This is a genomic window from Candidatus Aminicenantes bacterium, assembly GCA_026393855.1.
Classification (GTDB): domain Bacteria; phylum Acidobacteriota; class Aminicenantia; order Aminicenantales; family UBA4085; genus UBA4085.
In genome coordinates this window covers 89,876-109,797 of sequence record JAPKZJ010000068.1, presented here as the reverse complement: position 1 = coordinate 109,797, position 19,922 = coordinate 89,876, and the positions used below count along the sequence as shown (strand labels likewise).

19 protein-coding genes and 1 pseudogene are annotated in these 19,922 nt (G+C 62.7%); 10 read left to right on the top strand and 10 right to left on the bottom strand.

Annotated elements, in window-relative coordinates; translation table 11 throughout:
- A partial coding sequence (locus NTZ26_07695) for an ATP-binding cassette domain-containing protein (protein ID MCX6560383.1) occupies positions 1–138 on the bottom strand: 138 nt, incomplete at its 3' end.
- Between the two features lie 403 nt (positions 139–541).
- On the opposite strand from NTZ26_07695, the gene NTZ26_07690 reads away from it, so the two are divergent.
- Together NTZ26_07690 and NTZ26_07685 are read left to right on the top strand one after the other, a co-directional pair.
- Positions 542–973 (top strand): MarR family transcriptional regulator, encoded by a 432-nt coding sequence (locus NTZ26_07690; protein MCX6560382.1) that lies wholly within the window; start codon positions 542–544, stop codon positions 971–973.
- A gap of 54 nt (positions 974–1,027) precedes the next feature.
- Complete coding sequence (locus tag NTZ26_07685) at positions 1,028–1,738, top strand: hypothetical protein (GenBank protein ID MCX6560381.1); 711 nt, start codon at positions 1,028–1,030, stop codon at positions 1,736–1,738.
- Positions 1,739–1,962: 224 nt separating this feature from the next.
- On the opposite strand, the gene NTZ26_07680 is transcribed toward NTZ26_07685, so the two are convergent.
- Together NTZ26_07680 and NTZ26_07675 are read right to left on the bottom strand one after the other, a co-directional pair.
- The gene (locus tag NTZ26_07680; protein ID MCX6560380.1) at positions 1,963–2,796 is read right to left on the bottom strand and encodes an OmpA family protein; all 834 of its coding nucleotides are present in this window, start codon (positions 2,794–2,796) and stop codon (positions 1,963–1,965) included.
- A gap of 134 nt (positions 2,797–2,930) precedes the next feature.
- Positions 2,931–3,167 (bottom strand): DUF3795 domain-containing protein, encoded by a 237-nt coding sequence (locus tag NTZ26_07675; protein MCX6560379.1) that lies wholly within the window; start codon positions 3,165–3,167, stop codon positions 2,931–2,933.
- A 202-nt stretch (positions 3,168–3,369) separates the two neighbouring features.
- Here NTZ26_07675 and NTZ26_07670 point away from each other — a divergent pair, with 202 nt between their 5' ends.
- From NTZ26_07670 to NTZ26_07650, 5 genes are all read left to right on the top strand, one after another.
- Entirely contained in the window at positions 3,370–5,034 is a 1,665-nt protein-coding gene (locus NTZ26_07670; protein ID MCX6560378.1) for a S41 family peptidase, read from the top strand.
- Between the two features lie 173 nt (positions 5,035–5,207).
- Entirely contained in the window at positions 5,208–6,866 is a 1,659-nt protein-coding gene (locus NTZ26_07665) for a S41 family peptidase (protein ID MCX6560377.1), read from the top strand.
- 82 nt (positions 6,867–6,948) lie between these two features.
- Entirely contained in the window at positions 6,949–7,485 is a 537-nt protein-coding gene (locus NTZ26_07660) for an RNA polymerase sigma factor (protein ID MCX6560376.1), read from the top strand.
- The gene (locus NTZ26_07655) at positions 7,482–8,126 is read left to right on the top strand and encodes a hypothetical protein (protein ID MCX6560375.1); all 645 of its coding nucleotides are present in this window, start codon (positions 7,482–7,484) and stop codon (positions 8,124–8,126) included. Before NTZ26_07660 ends, NTZ26_07655 begins: the two co-directional genes overlap by 4 nt.
- A gap of 23 nt (positions 8,127–8,149) precedes the next feature.
- Positions 8,150–9,853: a hypothetical protein gene (locus tag NTZ26_07650; GenBank protein MCX6560374.1), complete on the top strand. Its 1,704-nt coding sequence runs from the start codon at positions 8,150–8,152 to the stop codon at positions 9,851–9,853.
- 39 nt (positions 9,854–9,892) lie between these two features.
- Here the strand turns inward: NTZ26_07650 and argS are convergent, their stop codons facing one another.
- Positions 9,893–11,602: an arginine--tRNA ligase gene (gene argS, locus NTZ26_07645; GenBank protein MCX6560373.1), complete on the bottom strand. Its 1,710-nt coding sequence runs from the start codon at positions 11,600–11,602 to the stop codon at positions 9,893–9,895.
- 64 nt (positions 11,603–11,666) lie between these two features.
- Positions 11,667–11,798 (bottom strand): annotated as a pseudogene (locus NTZ26_07640) (hypothetical protein).
- Between the two features lie 104 nt (positions 11,799–11,902).
- On the opposite strand from NTZ26_07640, the gene NTZ26_07635 reads away from it, so the two are divergent.
- Complete coding sequence (locus NTZ26_07635) at positions 11,903–12,922, top strand: peptidylprolyl isomerase (GenBank protein MCX6560372.1); 1,020 nt, start codon at positions 11,903–11,905, stop codon at positions 12,920–12,922.
- Here the strand turns inward: NTZ26_07635 and NTZ26_07630 are convergent.
- Entirely contained in the window at positions 12,912–13,673 is a 762-nt protein-coding gene (locus NTZ26_07630; protein MCX6560371.1) for a class I SAM-dependent methyltransferase, read from the bottom strand. The genes NTZ26_07635 and NTZ26_07630 overlap by 11 nt on opposite strands.
- Between NTZ26_07630 and NTZ26_07625 the strand changes: the two genes are divergently transcribed.
- Positions 13,568–13,963 carry a PIN domain-containing protein gene (locus tag NTZ26_07625; GenBank protein MCX6560370.1) on the top strand — a complete coding sequence of 132 codons (396 nt, stop codon included), beginning with the start codon at positions 13,568–13,570 and terminating at the stop codon, positions 13,961–13,963. The genes NTZ26_07630 and NTZ26_07625 overlap by 106 nt on opposite strands.
- 85 nt (positions 13,964–14,048) lie before the next feature.
- Positions 14,049–17,078: a prolyl oligopeptidase family serine peptidase gene (locus tag NTZ26_07620; protein ID MCX6560369.1), complete on the top strand. Its 3,030-nt coding sequence runs from the start codon at positions 14,049–14,051 to the stop codon at positions 17,076–17,078.
- A 9-nt stretch (positions 17,079–17,087) separates the two neighbouring features.
- On the opposite strand, the gene NTZ26_07615 is transcribed toward NTZ26_07620, so the two are convergent.
- From NTZ26_07615 to NTZ26_07600, 4 genes are all read right to left on the bottom strand, one after another.
- Entirely contained in the window at positions 17,088–18,272 is a 1,185-nt protein-coding gene (locus NTZ26_07615; protein MCX6560368.1) for an aminotransferase class I/II-fold pyridoxal phosphate-dependent enzyme, read from the bottom strand.
- A complete protein-coding gene (locus NTZ26_07610) occupies positions 18,272–18,676 on the bottom strand; it encodes a hypothetical protein (protein MCX6560367.1) in 405 nt (134 codons plus the stop codon). Before NTZ26_07610 ends, NTZ26_07615 begins: the two co-directional genes overlap by 1 nt.
- Positions 18,677–18,717: 41 nt before the next feature.
- On the bottom strand, positions 18,718–19,308 hold the full coding sequence (locus NTZ26_07605; GenBank protein MCX6560366.1) for a glycosyltransferase: 591 nt from the start codon (positions 19,306–19,308) through the stop codon (positions 18,718–18,720).
- 99 nt (positions 19,309–19,407) lie between these two features.
- A complete protein-coding gene (locus tag NTZ26_07600; GenBank protein ID MCX6560365.1) occupies positions 19,408–19,836 on the bottom strand; it encodes a desulfoferrodoxin family protein in 429 nt (142 codons plus the stop codon).
- Positions 19,837–19,922 lie beyond the last annotated feature (86 nt).

The window sequence follows — 19,922 nt, the reverse complement described above, 5'->3', positions numbered from 1 at the left end:
GATGCGCATGGTGGTCGTCTTGCCGGCCGCGTTCGGTCCGAGCAGGCCCCAGATGCAGCCTTTCTCGACCGTGAAGCTCAGATCCCGGACGGCGACAAGATCACCGTATTTCTTGACCAGATGCTCAACTGCGATCATGCATAGGCCTCCTTTCGTAGACGCAGCCCGCGTCGCGCCGATACGAATAGAACAAGGCCGCCGAGCCGTTCGTTGCGGCGAGCCCGGCGGGACTTTCAAAGGATCATTATAAAAAAATCGGGCCGCCGGTCAATCCCGGGCTCGGCTTGATTTATAAAGCGGCCTAAGCCTAGCGATAGAGCCGGATGTAGACTGCGGCTCCCTGTCGGACGACGAACGCGCGATGGCCCCGCAATTGATCGCCGAAGCGATCCCCGGCGGCCCGGAGGCTTTCATCCAGTATCGGTTCATTTAAGAATTCCGCCGGCGCAAATAATTATCATTCTTGCTTGACATTCTAAAAAACAGGGGTGTATAGTAAGTTCACTCTAACTAATAATAATTGATAAAGCGAGATTCACAAATGGCCGACCCTACCAACCTCGAAATAGTGGTCGAATTGGCCAGCCGCCTGATGGCCGAACTGGAGTCGCAAGCGCTTGCCGACGGGCGTTTGGCCGAGCTTTCCATGCGTCAGATGTATTATCTCAACACCATCATCAGCATGGAAAATCCCACTTTTAGCGACCTGGCGCACGAACTGAAGGTGACCAAGCCTTCGGTGACGGCTATTGTCGGGACGCTGATCAGAAAGGGATATATACAAAAGGTTCAAGACCACGAAGACCGGCGAACATATCATATGATTTTGACGGCCAAAGCCGTAGATTTCAGTCGGAACCACGCGGACGTACACAAACGTTTGGCGGATTTACTGGCCGCGCAACTCGATGAGAGGGAAGTGGGACAACTGGCGAGGTTGTTAGGCAAAGCCTTGCAAGCCGCAAAACGATAGCTCTCTTTTTTGATCTATATAGTTGGTTTGCACTTGCTAATCAAGGAGAAACATTTGAAAACACAACTTGAAACGGCTCTTCCATCCCCAACCTATTTGGAAGCGGTCAAACGCATCGGTACGGGTCTGGCTTTCGTTCTCTTTCCGCTGGTGTTCATATTCGCCTTCGCGATTCATCCGGGCCTGTTGGCCCCGCGTCTGCTCGGGCCGCAAGAGCTGATCCAACGCGCGCATGGGGACAGCCTGTTGCAGTTTGGGCATGTGCTGGTGACGCTGAGCACCGGGCTTTTAGTAGTGATCGCGCTCAGGTTTAAAAGCGTCTTAGATCGCCACGCGGCGGGCTGGGCCGGGCTCGTCGGCGCGGCGCTGGCGATTTTCGGCGCGCTGATGCTGGCGGCGGACAAGGGGGCGCTGTGCCTGACGATGAGCGCGTTGGACACGTTACCGGAGGGCGTATTCGCTCAGTTTCTGCCGGGCCTGCTGGCGATGTTTTCAAAAGCGGGCTGGCTTGCGCTGCTGTGGGGATTTGTCGCCCTGCCGGTCGGGTTCGCGATTCAGGCTGTGGCTTTGCTTAAAACCCGGGCGCTCCCGCGCTGGCAGGGGGTCCTGTTCCTGATAGGAGTGCTGCTGGTCGGCACGCCGGATGGGATGGAAGCGATCAACTTGAGCGCGTCTTTTTTGATGGGGATCGCGCTGGTTCCTTACGGAATCAAGCTCATCGTCGATCGGCCCGAGCAAGGAACGAGAACGAACGGAAAACGATGAATCCCGACTTCGCCGTCGATCGCCCCTCCGATCTCCGCTCGCTGTTTCGCCCCCGCGGCCCGGTCAGGCCTTCATGGCGATGTAGCCGCAGTATCCGGCGCTGATCGGGCCCTGGGCGGGTGACTCCGGACATGCGAAGCATAGGGCGACGCCTTTGGCGTAGGCGCAACCGGACCGCCGCTAATCCGAAGCATGGATTTGGGCGACGAAACGCGACGGCCGGCTTATTGTTTGACCAACTCGACCCGCCGGTTCTTAGCCCGCCCTTCCTCGGTCCCGTTCGTGGCGACCGGCGCGAAGGGTCCGCAGCCGTGCGCTTTCAGCCGGGCGGCGTCGATGCCGTGGTCGCGGATGAGCGCCTGGAGAACAGACTGAGCCCGGCTCTGGGATAAGGCGAGGTTCGATTCCATGGAGCCGACTGTGTCGGTGTGTCCGACGACGAAGACCTTTAGCGGCGGATCGGCCTTGAGAAGCTTGGCGATCTCGCCGACCGCCGCGGCCGACTCGGGCTTGAGGTCGGACTTCCCGGTGTCAAAATAAATGCCCTGGATGGCCATATGCCCGTCCGTCTGAAGCCCCCGGGCCAGGAGCTCGGCCTTGGCCGTGATGTCCTGGACCATGGCCTCCTTCTGGACGATGGTCAGGAAATACTTGCCGGTGAACTCGGCGGCCAACAGGACCCAGACCTCCTTGCCGTCCTTGACCAGCTTCATGGTCGAGCGGGGCTTTTCACTCCAGACGACGGTTCCGCCCAGATTCTTTATGGCGTCTTCGAAGTTGCGCATGATCTGAAGCTCGCTGGGCTTTGCGGCGGCGGAGGCTTGCGGGTAGTAATTGATCTTCCAGAGATGCCCTTCGATCGTTTCGGTCTTGCCTTTCCCGACGGGGAAGGCGAACGAGTCGAACTCCTTCTCCGAGCAGCTGTGAATCCAGGACCCCGGCATCCGGTTGAACATCGGATGGTCCTTGCAATTATTTTCGTCCTTTTGCTGGGAGAATCCGGCGGACGCAAGCCCGATGATCAGCAGGCTGAGGATGACGATGAATGAGTTTTTCATGACGGCCTCTCTTCTTGACGGTAAACTTTAGTATAGCGCAGTCATTCCCAGACGTATACTTGATTCGGGTCCGAAGGGGCGCCTCTCGGGGAAGGCGGGGCTTCATAGGGAATTGAGGATGTGCTCGGGAACCGTCAGCCCTTCATGGCGATGTAGCCGCAGTACCCGGCGCTGATCGGGCCCTTGGCTGTGACCTCGCAGGGGAACTCCGGGCACTCGAAGCAGAGGACCTGTCCCTTGGACAGGGCGCATGTGGCGACGGCGCAAAAGGGGTTGGCCTTGGGCCGGCAACCGTCGGGCCCATTCGGGCACTGGCCGGCCGTCCGGCGGGGACATTTCTCGCAGGCGATGCCGCAGACTCCGATGCGCACGAGTCACATTCTTTCGGGCTTGCGGACGCCCATCCGCGCGCCCCGGATGATCAGATTCATTTTTATGCTCGTCTTTCTTCAGGATAGGACATCTTGTAGTATAACGCGGCCGGATCGGGACGCCAATTGTTAATAAGCGCACCGCTTTCTGCCAACTATTTGGCAGGATAAAGCGTCTTAAATTGTCGGGGAGGATCATCGCGTGAGGAAATATATCGCCGTTCTTGTCTCTACTCTCATTATCGCCTCGATCGTCTGGGCCCAAAGCGCCGATGAATTCATCCGGCAAGCGAGCCGAGCCCAGGGCCGGAAACAGTTCGCTCAAGCCGCGGCCCTTTACGAAAAAGCCTTCGCCGCCGGCTCCAACGACGCCGGCGCCGCCTACGATGCGGCCTGCTGCTATGCGCTCAGCGGCGCTCGGGACAAAGCCTTCGCCTTCCTGAACCAAGCCGGGGAATACGGCTGGAAGAACGCCGACCATGCCCGGAAGGACGCCGACCTCGAATCGCTCCGGACCGACCCGCGGTGGGAGCCGGCCCTGGCGTGCTTCGATAAGAACGCCAAGGGCGCGCAAGTCCTATGGGCTTCGTCTGTCTGGAACGCTCCTTACGCCCAAGAGCTGTCGGAAGAGCTCCGGATCGCCGGGTTGTCCAGGCTCTGGTCCGAGGTCAAGTACAATTTCGCGTTCCCCGAGAAGCTGGCGGCCCTGGACTGGGACGCTTTTTATATCAGCTTCCTTCCCAAGGTCCGGGCCGCGCGCTCGACGGTCGAGTATTACCGGGTCCTCCAGGAGCTCTGCGCCAAGCTCCAGGACGGCCATACCAATATCATCATGCCCCAGGAATACTGGCGGACTTGGGCCGGACGACCGGGCCTTCAGACCCGCCTCGTCGAGGGCCGGGTTCTGGTGAACAAGCTCTGGGACCCCGAGCTGGGGAAGCAGGGTATCGCCCAAGGCATGGAAATCGTCAAGATCGACGGGCTCCCGACTCGTCAGTACGCGGAGAAATACGTTTCGCCCCGCGAATCCTCTTCTACGCCGCAGTATTTGGACATCCTGGCCTATGAGCGGTCTCTGTTGATCGGGGCGTTCTCCGAACCGGTCCAGCTGACCCTGGCGACGGAAGACGGACGGACGATGGAACGGACTGTCCCGCGCCTCACGTTCCCCGCGTTAACCAAGCTGGCGCCTGACCCGCGGCCGGCGCCCTTCGAATTCCGGATTCTGGCCGGGAATATCGCCTGTGTCGCCCTGAACAGCTTCATGGACGATCAGACCGCCGATGTGTTCTTTAAGCATTTCGCCGAGATCGCCGCCGCTAAGGCCCTGATCCTCGACCTGCGGGAGAACGGCGGCGGCAATACCAACGTCGGCTACAGGATCATGGCCGCTTTGGCCAAGGAACCGTTCCTGGGCTCACGCTGGTCGACCCGCGATTACAAGCCGGCTTTCCGGTCTTGGGGACGTCCCGACCGCCTGTACGTCGAAGCGGCCGAACGGGAGCCCGTCGATCCAGATCATCATTATGCGGGGCAGGTGATCGTCCTGACGAGCCCCCGGACCTTCTCCGCGGCCGAGGACTTTCTCGTCGCCTTCGACCAGAGCGGACGGGGGACGATCATCGGCGAGCCGAGCGGCGGCAGCACCGGCAATCCCCTCAATTTCAGCCTTCCGGGCGGGGGAACCGGGCTGGTCTGTTCCAAACATGACGCCTATGCCGACGGCCGGGAGTTCGTGGGCGTCGGCGTCAAGCCGCAGATTGCGGCATCTCCTACGGTCGCCGACTATCGGGCCGGCAAAGACACCGTTCTCGAAAGGGCCGTTGCGGAGATCGGAAAACGGCCGTCGAAGAAGCCAGGGAAATAGTCCGGACGATTGTTTGGGGGCCCGGTCAACGAAACCGCCGCTTTCCCCGTCTAACAGAGCGGACCTGCGATTTTGTTTTGCCGTGGACTTCCGGGATGCAATTCGTATCATCCGGCGTCGCCGGCCGGCCCGTCTGGGTCTATCTATGGAATCGATCGAGAAAGGAAGGCCCCGTGAAAAGATGTGCCGCGATTCTTGTCTCCCTCCTCCTCATCGGCACGGCCGCCTGGGCCCAGAGCGCCGATGAATTCGTCAAGCAAGCCGGCCAAGCCTATGGCCGCAAGCAGTTCGCCCAATCCGCGGCCCTGTACGAGAAAGCCTTCGCCGCCGGATCCGACGACTACGGCGCCGCCTACGAGGCGGCCTGCTGCTACGCCCTCATCGGTGGCCGGGATAGAGCCTTCGAGTTCCTGAAAAAAGCCGGGGAGCTCGGCTGGTCCGATGCCGATCACGCCCGGAAGGGCACCGATCTCGAATCGCTCCGGACCGACCCGCGATGGGAACCGGTTCTGGCGGTCTTCGAGAAGAACGCCAAGTACGTGCAGGCGATGTGGGATTCGCCGGCTTGGAGCGTTCCCTATGCCGAAGAGCTGTCGGAAGAGACACGGATCGCCGGGTTGTCCAGGTTTTGGTCCGAGGTCAAGTACAACTTCGCCTTTCCCGAGAAGCTGGCCGCCCTGGACTGGGACGCCCTTTACATCCGCTTCATCCCCCGGGTCCGGGCCGCGCGCTCCACGGCCGAGTATTACCAGGTCCTTCGGGAGCTCTGCGCGAAGCTCCAGGACGGCCACACTTATATCATCATGCCCCTGGAATATTCGAAAACTCGGGCTGGGTGGATGGGCCTCCGGACCCGCTTCATCGAGGGTCGGGTCCTGGTGGACAGGGTCTATGATCCCGAGATTGGGAAGATGGGCATCGCCAGGGGCATGGAAATCGTCAAGATCGACGGGCTCCCGGTGCGTTCGTACGCAGAAAAATACGTGCTTCCGCTTAAATCCTCCTCCACGCCGCAGTACTTGGACATCCTGGCCTATGAGCGGTCTCTGCTGAACGGGGAGCTCGCCGAACCGGTCAAACTGACTCTGGCGACGGCAGACGGACGAACGATCGAACGGACCGTCCGACGCCTCTCTTTGCCGGAGATTGATAGGCTTGCGCCGGACCCGGCGCCCTTCGAATTCCGGATGCTGCCGGGGAATATCGCTTACATCGCCTTGAACAGCTTCCAGGACGATGCGACCGTCGACGAGTTTTTAAAACGCTTCCCGGAGTTCTCCGCGTCCGAGACCCTGATTCTCGACCTGAGGGAAAACGGCGGCGGCAATTCCAACATCGGTTACAGGGTCATGGCCGTCTTGGCCAGGGAGCCGTTTATCGGCGAGTACTGGTCGACCCGCGACTATAAACCGGCTTTCCGGTCCTGGGGCCGCCCCGATCGTCTCTACGTCGAAGCGGCTGAACGGGAGCCCATTGACCCGGACCATCATTATGCGGGGCAGGTGGTCGTCCTGACGAGCGCCAGGACTTTCTCCGCGGCCGAGGACTTTCTCGTCGCTTTCGACCAGAGCGGACGGGGAACGATGATCGGGGAACCGAGCGGCGGCAGCACCGGTAATCCGCTCCGCTTCAGCCTTCCGAGCGGGGGCGCGGGATTTGTCTGCTCCAAGCACAACACCTATGCCGACGGTCGGGAGTTCGTGGGAGTCGGCGTCAAGCCGCAGATCATGACCTATCCCACGGTTGCCGACTACCGGGCCGGCCGAGACACTGTTCTTGAAAGGGCCGTGGCGGAGATCGGAAAACGGCCGTCGAAGAAGCCAGGGAAATAATCCCGACGATTGTTTTCCGGTCCGGTCAACGAAACCTCCCCTTTTCCCGTCTAACAGAGCGGAGATACGGTATCATTCCCCCATGGACATCCAGGACGAACATCGAATTATCGAGCGCTGCCTGGCCGGCGATCTGGCCGCCTACAGGCGGATTTACGACCGCTATAGCCCGCCTCTCCTGCGGACGGCCCAGCGGATGCTGGGCTCCCCCCAGGAAGCCGAAGACGCCGTCCAGGAGACGTTCATGAAGCTGTTCCGGGGGATCGGCGGCTTTCGCCTCGGCGCCCGCCTCAGCACATATCTGTTTCGGATTTTGAACAACACCTGCATCGACGCGCTGCGCAAGCGGCCGCCGGCCGCGGCCGATGATGTGGATCTGGAAACGCTGGGGGCGATCTCCTCAAGCCAGGAGAAAGATCCCGGCTTGGAGGCGGCCGTCGATCGTCTCCCGGCCCAGATGAAGGCCTGTTTCGTCCTGTTCGCCGTCGAGCAGTTCTCCCAGGAAGAAGTGGCCGACATGCTCGGCGTCAACGTGGGGACGGTCAAGACCAATGTCCATCGGGCCCGCCGGAAATTGCGGATATGGCTCGGCTTCAATCCGCGGGGAGGCACATCATGATCTGCGAAAAATACGAAACTCGTCAAAGCGGAGCCATGGCCGAGGACGAATTCGCCCGGCATCTCCGGACTTGCGCCGCCTGCCGAGAGCAGGCGGCCCTCGACGAGCGTCTGGACCGGGAAATCGTTTCTCTCCGCCATCCGGTCGAAACGGAGCCTCTTTGGGGCCGCATCGAGACATCGCTGCGGGAGGAAAAAGCGCGCCCGGCGGTGGGCGCGGCCAAGGCCGTTCCCCCGCGGCGGCTCTGGACGGCTTTTTTCTGGCGCCGCCGGCCGCTCCTTATTCCGGCCGCGGCCGCTCTATTGCTCGCGGTTGTCTTGGGCCTCCTTTGGCTGCCGAAGCCGGCGCCCCCCTCGGGGCTTCTGGTCGGCGACGTCCTGGCCAAAGCCGAAATCGCGGAACAAGCGTATCGCTCCGCCATCGAGGCTCTGGAACGCCAGGCCCGGCCGAAAATCGCGTCCATGGATCTGTCGATGATGTCCCTTTACAGGGGCAAGCTGACGGTGATCGACGCTCAGATCGAAAGGTGCCGAACGGCCCTGTCCGAGAATCGGGCCAACGCCCACATCCAGCGCTACCTGTTGGCTGCGCTGCAAGATAAGCAACAGACCCTAACCGACGTGTTGGGGGCGAAGAATTGAATCGATCCATCAAGGAGCTGTCCATGAAAAACAAAGCCTTCTTTGTGCTTCTGATCCTGGCTTTTGTCGCGTCCTGGACGAATGCCGCGGCCCCGGCCGCGACAAGCGCCGAGCGGACAGGCCGGCTTGGCCCCGAGGCCCGCAACGTCCAGACCAGGAAGCTGGCCGCGGAATCGGCCTGCGGGCCGGGCCAAACGCTGCGGATCGACCCGATTCAGGCCCAGGTGACGATTTCGGCCTGGGATCAAGCCCGGATCGCGGTTGAGGCCATCGTCGAAGTCGGCGATTCCGACCCCGAATTCATCAAGGAATTCCTGGACAACGTCAAGATGACGATCGAGCCCGAGACGGCCGGATTGGCCCTGCGTTTTACGTCGCCCATGGATTGGGATCGGCGTCAAGCCGGCTCTCTCGGCAGAATCGGCCAGGCCATTCGCACCGGCCGCTGGAACCTCTCCTACGCGGCCCGGGTCGAGGTCCATGTGCCGGCCTCCCTGTCTCTGGACGTTCACAACCGTTTCGGCAATCTCGCCGTCCGGGGCGTCAACGGACGGATCGGACTGCGCAATGAAAGCGGCGAAGTTCGCGCCGACGGCTGCGGCGGCGAGCTGAAGGTCCAAAACAGCTTCGGTGCGGTGCGGGTCGTCGATTTCAAGGGGCCGGCCGACATCCGCAGCGAGAGCGGCGAGATCCAGGCCGAAAACATCGCCGGGAAAACCGATATCCGCAACAGCTTCAAGGACATCCATTTCGCGAAGATCGGGGGCCCTCTCACCGTGACCTCGGAAAGCGCCGGTGTCGTCGGGTCCGACGTGGCCGGAGATTGCCGGATCACTTCGTCCTTTAAAACGATCGATGTCCGCGGCGTTCAGGGCCGGCTGGATATCGCCGGCGAAAGCCTCGAGGTGACGGTCGACAACGTCTCCCGGGACGCCGCGATCGCCAGCGGCTACAAGCCGATCAAGGTCACGAACGTCAAGGGAGGCTTGCGCGTGATCGGCAACTCCTCGGCGATTAAAGCCGAGGACATCGGCGGCGAGGCCTCTCTTAAAAGCTCCTTCCAATCAATTGAGGCAGCCCGTATCCATGGCCGCTTGACCGTAGAGGGCGAATCGCTGGCCGTGACGATCCGGGACGCGGCCAAGGACGTCGACATCAAGTCGTCGTTCAAGGATGTCCTCGTCACCGGCGTCGGCGGTGCCCTGAACGTTCAATCCCAATCCGCCAAGGTCACGGCCACGGGCGTAAAAGCCGGAGCGACGATCAAGACCTCATTCAGCGCCGTCGAAGCCCGCAACATCGGCCGTGACCTAAAAATCGAGGGTGAATCGACAGCCGTCCTGGCCGAAGACATCGGTGGAGCGGTCACCGTCAGGAATTCCTTCAAGAATGTTACCCTGCGGGGGACGTCCGGATCGATTTCCGTCGTGGGCGAATCGAGCTCGGTCGATATCGATGCGATCAAGTCCCTCCCGGCCGGCAGTGTCATCGATATCAAAACTTCCTTCATGCCGATTCTCATCACGCTGCCGGCGGGGGTCGATTTTCAGGGGACGGCCAAGACGCAATTCGGAAAAATCAACACCAACACCCCCGTCTCCCTTCAGAATGCGGGTTCCTCCAACGGCCAGACCGTGCGGTTCGACAGCGGCACGGGCGGCGTCACCCTCAAGCTGGAGACATCGGCCGATATCACCGTAAAAAAGATGCCGGCGAATTCGAAATGAGGGGAGTCCAGGCCCTTTCCGCGCTCGAAGACAGGGACGTCACATCCGCTCGGGCACAGGGATGCCCATCAGGTCCAGGGCCCTGACCAGGACGTCGCGGGCGGCGTAGATTGCCAGCAGGCGGGCGGCCTTGAGATCCGGATTTTCCTCGTTGAGGATCGGATATTTATGGTAGTAGCCGTTGCAGGCCTGGCTCAAGGCGAAGGCGAACTTGGCCAAGTGATTGAATTCCAGGGCTTCGATTGAGAGCAGGACCTCGTCGTCGAATTGGGCGGCCAGGGTGATGAGCCCCCAGAAATCGGCCAGCTCCTGGGCCGGCAGTCCGGCCAGGGAGGGGGGATTCTCGCGGCCTTTCCGCCCGACGTCGTCGAGGGTCAAGCCCTCGCGCTCCTCCAGCTTGCGGAAGATGCTGTTCATGCGCACGGCGGTGTACTGGAGGTAGGGGCCGGTCTCGCCTTCGAAGCTTAAAGCCTCGTCGAAATCGAAGATGATCAAGGCGTTGCGGGTGAACTTGAGCATGAAGTAGCGCAGCGCTCCGCGGGCGATGTCGCGGGCTGTGCGGCGTTTGGCCTCCTCGGTCAGGCCGGGGTTGCGCTTGTCGACTTCGGCGAAGGCGTTGGCCTCGAGCTTGTCCAGCAGGTCGTCGGCTTTAACGCCCAGCCCTTTGCGGCCCGAGACCTCGTGAAAGGCCTTGCCCTCGTCCTCCGCCGCCACGACATAGCCCAGCTCCTTGAGACTGCGCGGCGAGAGGGCCACCATCTCGTAGGAGAAGTGGATGGACTTGGCCGCCTGGGCCTCGAACTTGAGCGCCCGCAGCCCTTGGACGACGACTTTTTGCAGGTAGGACTGGCGGGTGTCGATGACGTTGTAGACCTTGGTTCCGCCGCCGAAATGGATGTCGCGATCATTCGGAGAGGCGGAGCTCATCCAGATCGTCCGGCCCTCGTCCTCTTCGAACGGCTCATAGTAGAAGTCCTGTTCCAGGAGGCCGAACTTCCACATCTGATAGGCGATGTCCTTGCCGACATAGGTCACGGTGCCGTTGGAGCGAACGATAATCTTGTCCTTGTCCTCCTCGTCCTCCAGGCGCATGACCCAGCAGCCGGCGTTGGGGCCTTCCGAGGCCAGGGTGATGGCACCTTCTTGTTTAAGGCGGGCAAAGGCCTTCTCCCAGAACCGAAGGCCCAGGATGCTGCTCTCGCAGGGCAGGACGTCGTAAGTCGCGCCGATCCGCTTCATGGTTGCCAGGTGGGCCCGCAGGATGCGGTGGGAGACCGCCCGGGCCATGGCCCCGGCTTCGCCCTGGCCGTGCTCGACGGCCTTGAGGATCTCGGCCTTGCGGGCTTGGGCGGCGGGGCTTTTCTCGAGGAAGGACGCCGTCTTGGCGTAAAGGTTCCAGCAGTAGAAGTCGAAGCGTTCGATCGCGTCGAGGTCGGCCAGGGTTTTCTTCTCGATCTCCAGGAAGCCGTAGACGACGTCGACGACCTGGACGCCGGTGTCGTCGATGTAGTTCTGGGCTTCCACGGCCTCGCCCTTGAAGCGCAGGCAGCGGACCAGCGTGTCGCCCAGGCAGGTATTGCGGAGATGGCCGATATGGGCGGCCTTGTTGGGGTTGATATTGGTGTGTTCGACGATGACCTTGCGCTCGGCCGGGCGGAGAGCGGTCGTTCCGGCGGCGGCCAAGCGGGCGGCCAGAAAGGCGTCCTTGTCCAGGAAGAAATTGATGTAGCCGGCGCCCGCGACTTCCATCCGCCATCATCTCTTGGGCCAGGGCCCGGGGATTGAGCTTCAGGCGCTTGGCCAGCCCGAAGGGGAGGGTCAAGGCCAGGTCGCCCATCTTGGGCTGGGGCGGGACGATGAAGTCGATGTCGTCGAGTCCGACGGGGTAGGCGCCGATGAGGGCGTCGCCGAGCCGGGCGCGGAGAAGGCTCTTCGTAGTGTGCATGGCCGCAACATTATATCAGAAGCGCGTGTAAAAAATCCTTTGTCTTTCCCCCCGCGACTGTGGTTAACTATCCCATTCTGCCGAGCTAATCCGAGGAGATTCTAATGAAGAAAACAGTCGTCCTACTCTTGATCGCGGCCCTGGCCGCCGTTTCCTGCTCCCCCAAGAAAGTCGAAGGGACCAAGCTGGTCCAGGGCACGCCGGCCTATCAGCTGGCCAAGGATCTGGCCGCTATCGTCCCGGAATTCGATCCCGACAAAAACGCCGTGCTGGTCACGGCCAAGGGCTTCACGGTCACCGTAGGCGACGTCGTCGAGGTTATTCAGGGGACCATGGGCAATGGGACTGCTCAACTCAAGTCCATGCCCGCCGCGCAATTGAAGCCTGCTCTGGGCCGGGCCGCCGTACAGGTGGGCGAGCGGACGCTCTTGCTGGCCGCCGCGGCCAAAGCCAAGGTCGCGGTGACCCCCGAAGAGCTCAAGAAGGCCATGGACGACCAGTATGCAGGCTCGGGTGGCGAAACCCAGTTCTTGGAAGCCCTCAAGACCAACGGCGTCAGCCTGGATTTCGTCAAGAAGACGATCGGCGACGATCGGCTGATCCAGAAGTACTTCGAGACTCAGGTCTTCGCCTCGATCAAGGTCGCCGATGAAGACCTTAAGAAGGCTTATGCCGAAGACAAGACCGCCACCGTGCGCCATATCCTTTTGTTGACCCAGGATAAGAAAGACGCTGAGAAGGCCGAGATCCGGAAGAAGATGGAAGGCATCCTGGCCCGAGCCAAAAAGGGCGAGGATTTCGCCGCCCTGGCCACCGAGCTGACCGAGGACGCCGGCTCCAAGCAGACCGGCGGCCTGTATGAGGACTTCCCGCGCGGCAAGATGGTCAAGGCCTTCGAGGACGCGGCCTTCACCGTGCCGGTGGGCCAGATCAGCGATGTCGTCGAGACTAACTACGGCTTCCACATCATCAAGGTCGAGAACCGCAAGAAGGAAACGGCCCCGTTCGAGGAGGTCAAGGCCCAACTGACCGAAAGCCTCAAGAACCGGATGCAGGCGGCCGCCTACGACAAGCTGATCACCGATCTCAAGGCCGCGGCCAAGTTCACCGAAGTCAAGAAGTAAGCTTCGGTTTGCGGGCCAGGACGACGACGGAGCTCCCGAACGGCAGGCGACGGCGGGAGGCCCAACGGCCCTCCAGGCCGAGCAGGCCGCCAAGGACGGCATTGATTGGGCGGGCGGTGGGGGCCAGGTCGGAACGAGTCTCCATCTCCGGATGCCGGGCGGCGCGCCGGCGCTCGACTCTCCGCTTTAAATAAACGGCCGGGAATGTCGTCATATAGAAATAGGTGGCGTGAACGGGTTGCAGCCCCGCCGCCTCGCATTTGGCCACAAGCTCCCGCCTGGTGTAGCGGCGGGCTCCGTGCATGGCCGCATCGTGCGGGCCGCGCAGGAAATCGAAAGCCGAGTCCATGATCAGGACGTATCCGCCCGGCTTTAAGATATGGAACGCATCCCGCAGTACGGCCGCATCATCGGTCACGGCCTGGTGATAGAGGACGTCGAAAAAGGTCACTAGGTCAAAGGCATCTTCCCGGTAGGGGAGCCGATTGACGTCGGCGCGGACAAGGCCATCCAGTCCGCGCTGACGACAGAAGGCCAGCGCTTCAGTGGCGAAATCGCAGCCGGAGACGCGACCGAAGCGGGCCATCCCGGCCAGGTTGATGCCCGTGCCGCAGCCCGCGTCCAGGATTCGCGGGGAGCCGTCGCGTGGCAGGGCGCGTCCGAGAATCCGAAAGGCCAGGCGGCGGCGCGAGCGGAACCACCAGTGCCGCTCCTCGAGCTCGAAATGGGCTTGGTATTCCCGGGCTTCCATCAGCGATAAATTATCATATTCGCTGCGGTGCCGTATCTTTTTTCTCGCGCCGCGGCCGCGCGCCGGCTCGTTCCCGTTGGAGGAGAGGGTTGTCGGTCGCCTTCCTGTCCGCAAGCGAAGAGACCGCTGATTGCTATGCCAGAATCTGGTCCGCCCTGCGCCAAGCCGGACGGCCGATTCCGATCAACGACGTCTGGATCGCCGCCCAGGCCATGGAGACGGGCTCGGTTCTGGTCGCGTTCGACGCCCATTTCGCCCAGGTTCCGGGACTGCGGATCTGGGAACAATAATACCGGGGATACTCGGTTTGACTTTCTCACGATAGGCCCTTTAAGATGGCGGGCGGTTACCGCCCATGCCCATCGAGGAGCCCCTATGAACATCCCCGACTCGAGATTTCGCTCGATCCCCGCTTTTTCCTTGGCTTTGATCCTGGCCCTCTCGGTAGGACTTGCCGCGCTCCCGCTGACGGCCCAGGCCCCGACCGCAGCCAAGAAAGCCATGACCGTCGATGATTACGCGAAATGGCGGACGATCTCCGGTCAGGCGATCTCGGCCGACGGGAAATGGGTCGCCTACATCCTCGAGATCACGAACGTCGCTCCGGCTGAGACCAAGCCTGTCCTCCACCTCCTGAACCTCGAGACGAATGCGGAGGTGACTGTCACCGACGCTTCAGGTGCGGTCTTCTCGCCGGATTCGAAGTGGATCGCCTACCAAGTGGACCCCGGCGCCGCCCAACGGGCTCGGGCCGGCCGCGGCTCCTCCGGGGGGACGTCCCCGGCCACCCCGGGGGCGATGGCTCCCTCGCCCGCCCCGGCCGAAGCGCCCGCCGCCCAAGTCGGCCAGGGCGGCCGCGGCGGGGCTGCGGCGGCGATTCCGCCGCGCCGGGTCGAGCTGCGCAGCCTATCGACCGGCGAAGTCCGGTCATGGCAGGACATTGGGACCTTCGTCTTCGCCCCGACGTCTACGCATCTCGTCCTGCGCCGTCGCGAGGGCGAGGCGGCCGCCCCCGCGGGCCAGAGAGGAGGCGGTGGCGGACCCCAAGCGGCGTCCGGTGTCGCGGTCCCCGGCGCGTCCGCAGGGTTACGCGGGCTTGACGCCATCCTGCTTGACCTTGGCTCCGGCCGCCACCAGCTCCTCGGCAGCATGGGCGACTTTGCCTTCAACCGGACCGGCGAGCTGCTCGCCTACACCGTAGAGGCCGGAGTGAAGGACGGTAACGGCGTTTTTGTCTTCGACGCCCGTTCCGGGCGCGCGATACCCCTCGACAACGATGCCAAGAGCTACGGCCGGCTGGCCTGGAGCGAGAGCGGGAAGGCCCTCGCCGTGCTCAAGGGCGTCGAGGTGGAGAAGATGCGCGAGAAGAAGAACGTCCTCCTCGCCTTTCCGGACGTTCCCGCGGCGCTGAAGGATGGGGCGAGCGTTCCCGCTCCTGTCGTCCTCGATCCCGACAAAGCCGAAGGCTTCCCCAAGGGCTGGGTCGTCAGCGACCGGGCTGCCCTGGCCTGGAGCGAGGACGACCGGCGGGTCTTCTTCGGGATCAAGGAGCAGGTGCCGGCCCCCGACCCGGCCCGCAAATCCACGGACGAAGCCCCGGATGTGGACGTCTGGAACACGGGCGATGAGAGGGTCTTGTCCGCCCAGATGGTCCGAGCCGAGCAGGACCGAAATTTCACCTTCCGCCAGGCCTTCGACGTCGCCGCGAAAAAGCTCATCCGCCTGGCGGACGAGACGATGCGGGATCTGACGGTCGGCCCGGACGGCAAGTGGGCCGTCGGATTCGATGAACGCGCCTATATCCGGAACGAGAAGATCCTGCCGACCGCGGACATTTACCGGGTCGATACGACCACCGGCGAGCGGACGCTGATCGTCAAGGGCCAGCTTACCGGCAGGCACGTCTTCGGCATCACCCCGCACGGAGCGCACTTCCTCTACTGGAAGGACGGCCGGATCATGGCCTATGATCTCGCTGCGGGCACGTCCAAGGCGCTCGGCACGGTCGGCAAATCGGGTTTCGCTGACCTCGAGTACGACCACCCGGGGACAAAGCCGTCCTATGGCATCGCCGGCTACACCAAAGACGGCCGGGCGGTCGTCGCCCAGCACCGCTACGACCTGTGGCTCGTACCGCTGGACGGCTCCGCCCCCAAGAATCTGACCAACGGCGTCGGGGCGAAGGCCGAGATCCGCTTCCGTATCCTCCGCCCCGAACCGGCGGACCCGATCGTTCCGCGCTTTGTCGGCCCGCGGAACACGATCGACCTGGACAAGCCGGTCCTGCTGTCGGCGTATGGGGAGTGGACGAAGAAATCGGGCTACTATGAGCTATCCGGCGGCGGCTTGAAGGAGTTCGTTTTCGAGGACGCCTCCTTCGGCAATCCCGTCCGGGCCATGAAGGCGGACACCTTCCTCTTCACCCGCCAGACATTCGTCGAGTTCCCCGATCTGCGCGTATCCGGGCCCGGCTTCAAGGACGCCCGGAAGATCTCCGACGCCAACCCGCAGCAGAAGGACTTCCTGTGGGGCCATCGGCGCCTCTTCGACTTCACGAACAAGGATGGCGTCCGCCTGCAGGGCATCCTGGCCGTCCCGGACGACTATAAGCCGGGCGAGAAGCGGCCCATGATGGTCATGTTCTACGAGAAGAACTCACAGAACATGCACGTTTACAGTGCCCCGGCCTTTCTCCCCAGCATGGGCCGGATGCCGGTCCAGGCGGTGAGCGATGGCTACATCACCCTGCTGCCGGACATCCATTTCCGCACCGGCTCTTCGCACACCGACATGCTGGAGTGTGTCGAGGCGGCCACCCGCAAGGTCATCGAGATGGGCATCGTCGATCCCAAGCGCATCGCCGTCTCCGGCCACAGCTACAGCGGCGAGGGCGCGGCCTTCATCGGAACGATGTCCAAGATGTTTGCCGCCGTCGGGATGGGGGCCGGCGTCGTGGACCTGACCAACGATTTCAGCATGCCTTGGGGCTGGGGATACGGATACCAAGGCGGGAGCGGCGAGACCGCGTTCAATTACTATCTCTATGACCAGGGCCGCTGGGGCTTTTCACCCTGGGACCAGCCCGATCGGTACCGCAACGAATCGGCGCTGACCCATGTGCCCCAAGCGACCGCGCCGTTCCTGATTATGCACGGGACGTCCGACCCGACCGTCGGGTTCATCAATTCGCTCGCTTTCTACAACGCCCTCCGCTACCACGGCAAGAAGGCTGTGCTGCTTGCGTACCCCAACGAAGGGCACGGCCTGCGTGGGATGGCCAACCGGAGGGACCTGACCACCCGGTTCTTCGAGTTCTTCGACCACTATCTCAAGGGCGCGCCGGCGCCGAAATGGCTGACCGATGGCGTGCCCTATATCAAGAAAGGGGAGGCAGCCTCGAAATAAGCCGGGGATTCAGCACCCGGCCTGGATGTCCTTGACGGCCTGGGCCACGGCTCTCATCTGGGCCGGCTTGAGGGCCAGCCCGGAGGGCAGATAGAAGCCCTTCCGCCCCAGCTCCTCCGCAATGGGGCAATCCACGTCGGCGTAGTCCGGATCGTTTGCAAATACCGGCTGATACTGAACGGGGACGAAGAACGTCCGGGAGTCGATGCCCCGTTCCTTGAGCTTGGCCATGAGATCTTCACGCGACATCCCGAAGCCGTCCTCGACCACGACGGCGTACATCCAATAGACGCTCCGGGCCCAGGGCTTCTCCACCGGCAGGGTCAGCCCGGGGATGCCGCCCAGCAGGCGGCCGTAGGTGTCGGCCATTTTTCTTTTAAGGGCGATGAAGCGATCGATCTCTTCGACCTGGGCCAGGCCGATGGCGGCCTGGACGTTGGTCATGCGGTAATTATAGGCCAGCTCGGTGTGCAGGAAGCGGCGGCCCGGCGCATGGGCCAGGTCCTTAAGCCGGCGGGCCCGCTCGGCCAGGGCGTCGTCGTCGGTGACGATTATGCCGCCTTCACCCGTGGTGATGATCTTGTTGGCGTAGAAGCTGAAGCAGCCGATCCGGCCCATGGCCCCGCAGAATCGCGGGGCTCGGCGGCCGCCCGGATAGAAGAGCGCCCCGTGGGCTTCGGCGGCGTCCTCGACGACGGTCAGGTTGAAGGCCTCGGCCAGTCCGAGAATCTCGTTCATCGGACAGGGGTGTCCGTAGAGATGAACGGGCAGCAGGGCCTCCACGCGCCGGCCGGTCTTCTTATTGCGCAGGGACTTGGCCCGCCGGTCATAGCGGCACCCCTTTTTGAGGAACGTTTCCAACCGGTCCGGGTCGAGGTTGAAGGTCTCCCGGTCGACGTCCAGGATGACCGGCTTGGCGCCGGTATAGAGGACCGCATAAGGCACGGCGATCATCGTCTGCGAGGGGATGACGACTTCGTCCCCGGGGCCGATGTTCAAGGCGGCCAGAGCCAAGTGGAGGGCGGTCGTGCCGCTCGTCGTCGTGACGGCGTGCTCGACGCCGAGATATTCGGCGAAAGCCGCTTCGAACTTGCCGATGTAGGCGCCGGCCGAGGAGATCCAACCCGTTCGGACGCAGTCGGAGACATAGCGCAGGGTGTTCTTGGCCAGCCGCGGCTCGTTGACCGGGATCATCAAAAGAACTCTTTGTCGTCGAACCCGGCGTAAGGGCCTTGCTTGACCTCGATCATCTTGCAGGCCTCCAGCACTTTGACCAGGTGACCGCCCCGGGCCAGAAGGACCGCGTCGCCGGGATGGAGGAGGAAGGACTTGATCTTTTCCCCCTCGTCGGTGCAGATCTCCACCCGGACCTTGCCTTCCAAGAGGAGCAGCACCTCCTGCGTTCGGAAAATCTCCCGCTTGACCAGCTTGTGGCGGTGGCGCTTGACGACCTTGCCCTTGGGGTGGACGAGCAGGCCCAATTGCTGGGAGAACTCGCCCGGAGTGAAAAACGTCGGCCCGGGCGCGGTGTAGCTTTTCCGCAGGACGATGGCATAAATCTCTCCGTCCCTCTCGATCCTGGTCAATCCCTTTTTCAAGTGTCCCTCCTCTCTTCCTCTCCGGTCCCTGCCGTCCGGGGTCAACGGATGCGGGTGAAACGCAGCTTGATGGTCAGCCAGACGTATTTCCAGCCCTTGCGGAGGAAATCCCCGAGTCGCTGGCCCGTCTTGCCCACTCCCGTTCGCCGCTCGACGCACAGATAAGGGCTTTCGATCACCTTGTATCCGAGCTTGCGGGCCCGGTAAACGAGGTCGATGAAATATTCCCCATAGCCGCCTTTCAGTGGAATGCGCCGCAAAACCTCGCTCCGGGCGGCGATGAAGCCCGATGTGTAGTCGTGGAAGCCGCGGCCCAGGACGCGTCGGACGAAGCCGTTGAGCGTCCGGCTCATGAGGTAGGCCATCAGGGTGTCGCCCGAGCCGTGGATGATCCGGACCCCGCCGCCCTCGACAAAGCGGCTCCCGACCGCAATGTCGGCGCCGGACGAGATCTCGGCCAGCAAATCCTCGACCTTGGCGGGCGGCATGGAAAAATCGCAGTCCGCCCAAACGATGATGGCCCCTTCGGCGGCGGCGATCCCGGCCCGTAGGGCGGACGTCAAGCCGCGCTCCATCGTCCGGTGGATGAGCCGCAAGTTCGGCATCGGGAAGACGACGGACACATCCCTCATAGATTGCGCCTCTGCTCCATTCGGTGCCCGGGTATTGTACCTAGAGAAGGGGCGGAAATCCACTCCAGCGGGGAAGCCCCGCCGGGGCCGTCGCGGCGGCTACTTGGCCGCCGATTCCCGCTCGTTTTTCCAGAGTCCGTGCAGGTTGCAGTGCTCGAAGGCGACAAGCTTGGCCGGCAGCGTCTTGAGCGCGAAGACGGCCTCGGGCTTCGGGTCGGCCGGGGTGAACTCTTTCCGGCCGAGCACGGCCCCGTCCCCGTCCTGGAGCCTGATCCATTGGATGAAATGGAGGGGCTGAGCGATCATGCCATGCTTGACGGTGATCGTGACGCTCCAGCCCGCCTCGGTTTTGGCCACGGCGATCTGGGGCACATGGGTGGGCTCTTTGCCGGCCCAGGGTCCGGGACTCGTCGCGGTGTAAACGACCTCTTCGGCCGCGGCCGGCTTGGTCTGCTGCGCCGCCAGACCGAGAACCAAGCCCGCGGCAGCCAGGATGAGGATCGGGATACGGAACGGAATTCGGTTCATCTCGAAGTCTCCTTTTCGGTGATGATCCTACTATGGGCCAAGGGCGAAGAATCTGCAAGCGGGGCGGGCCGGGGACCCCGTCCGCC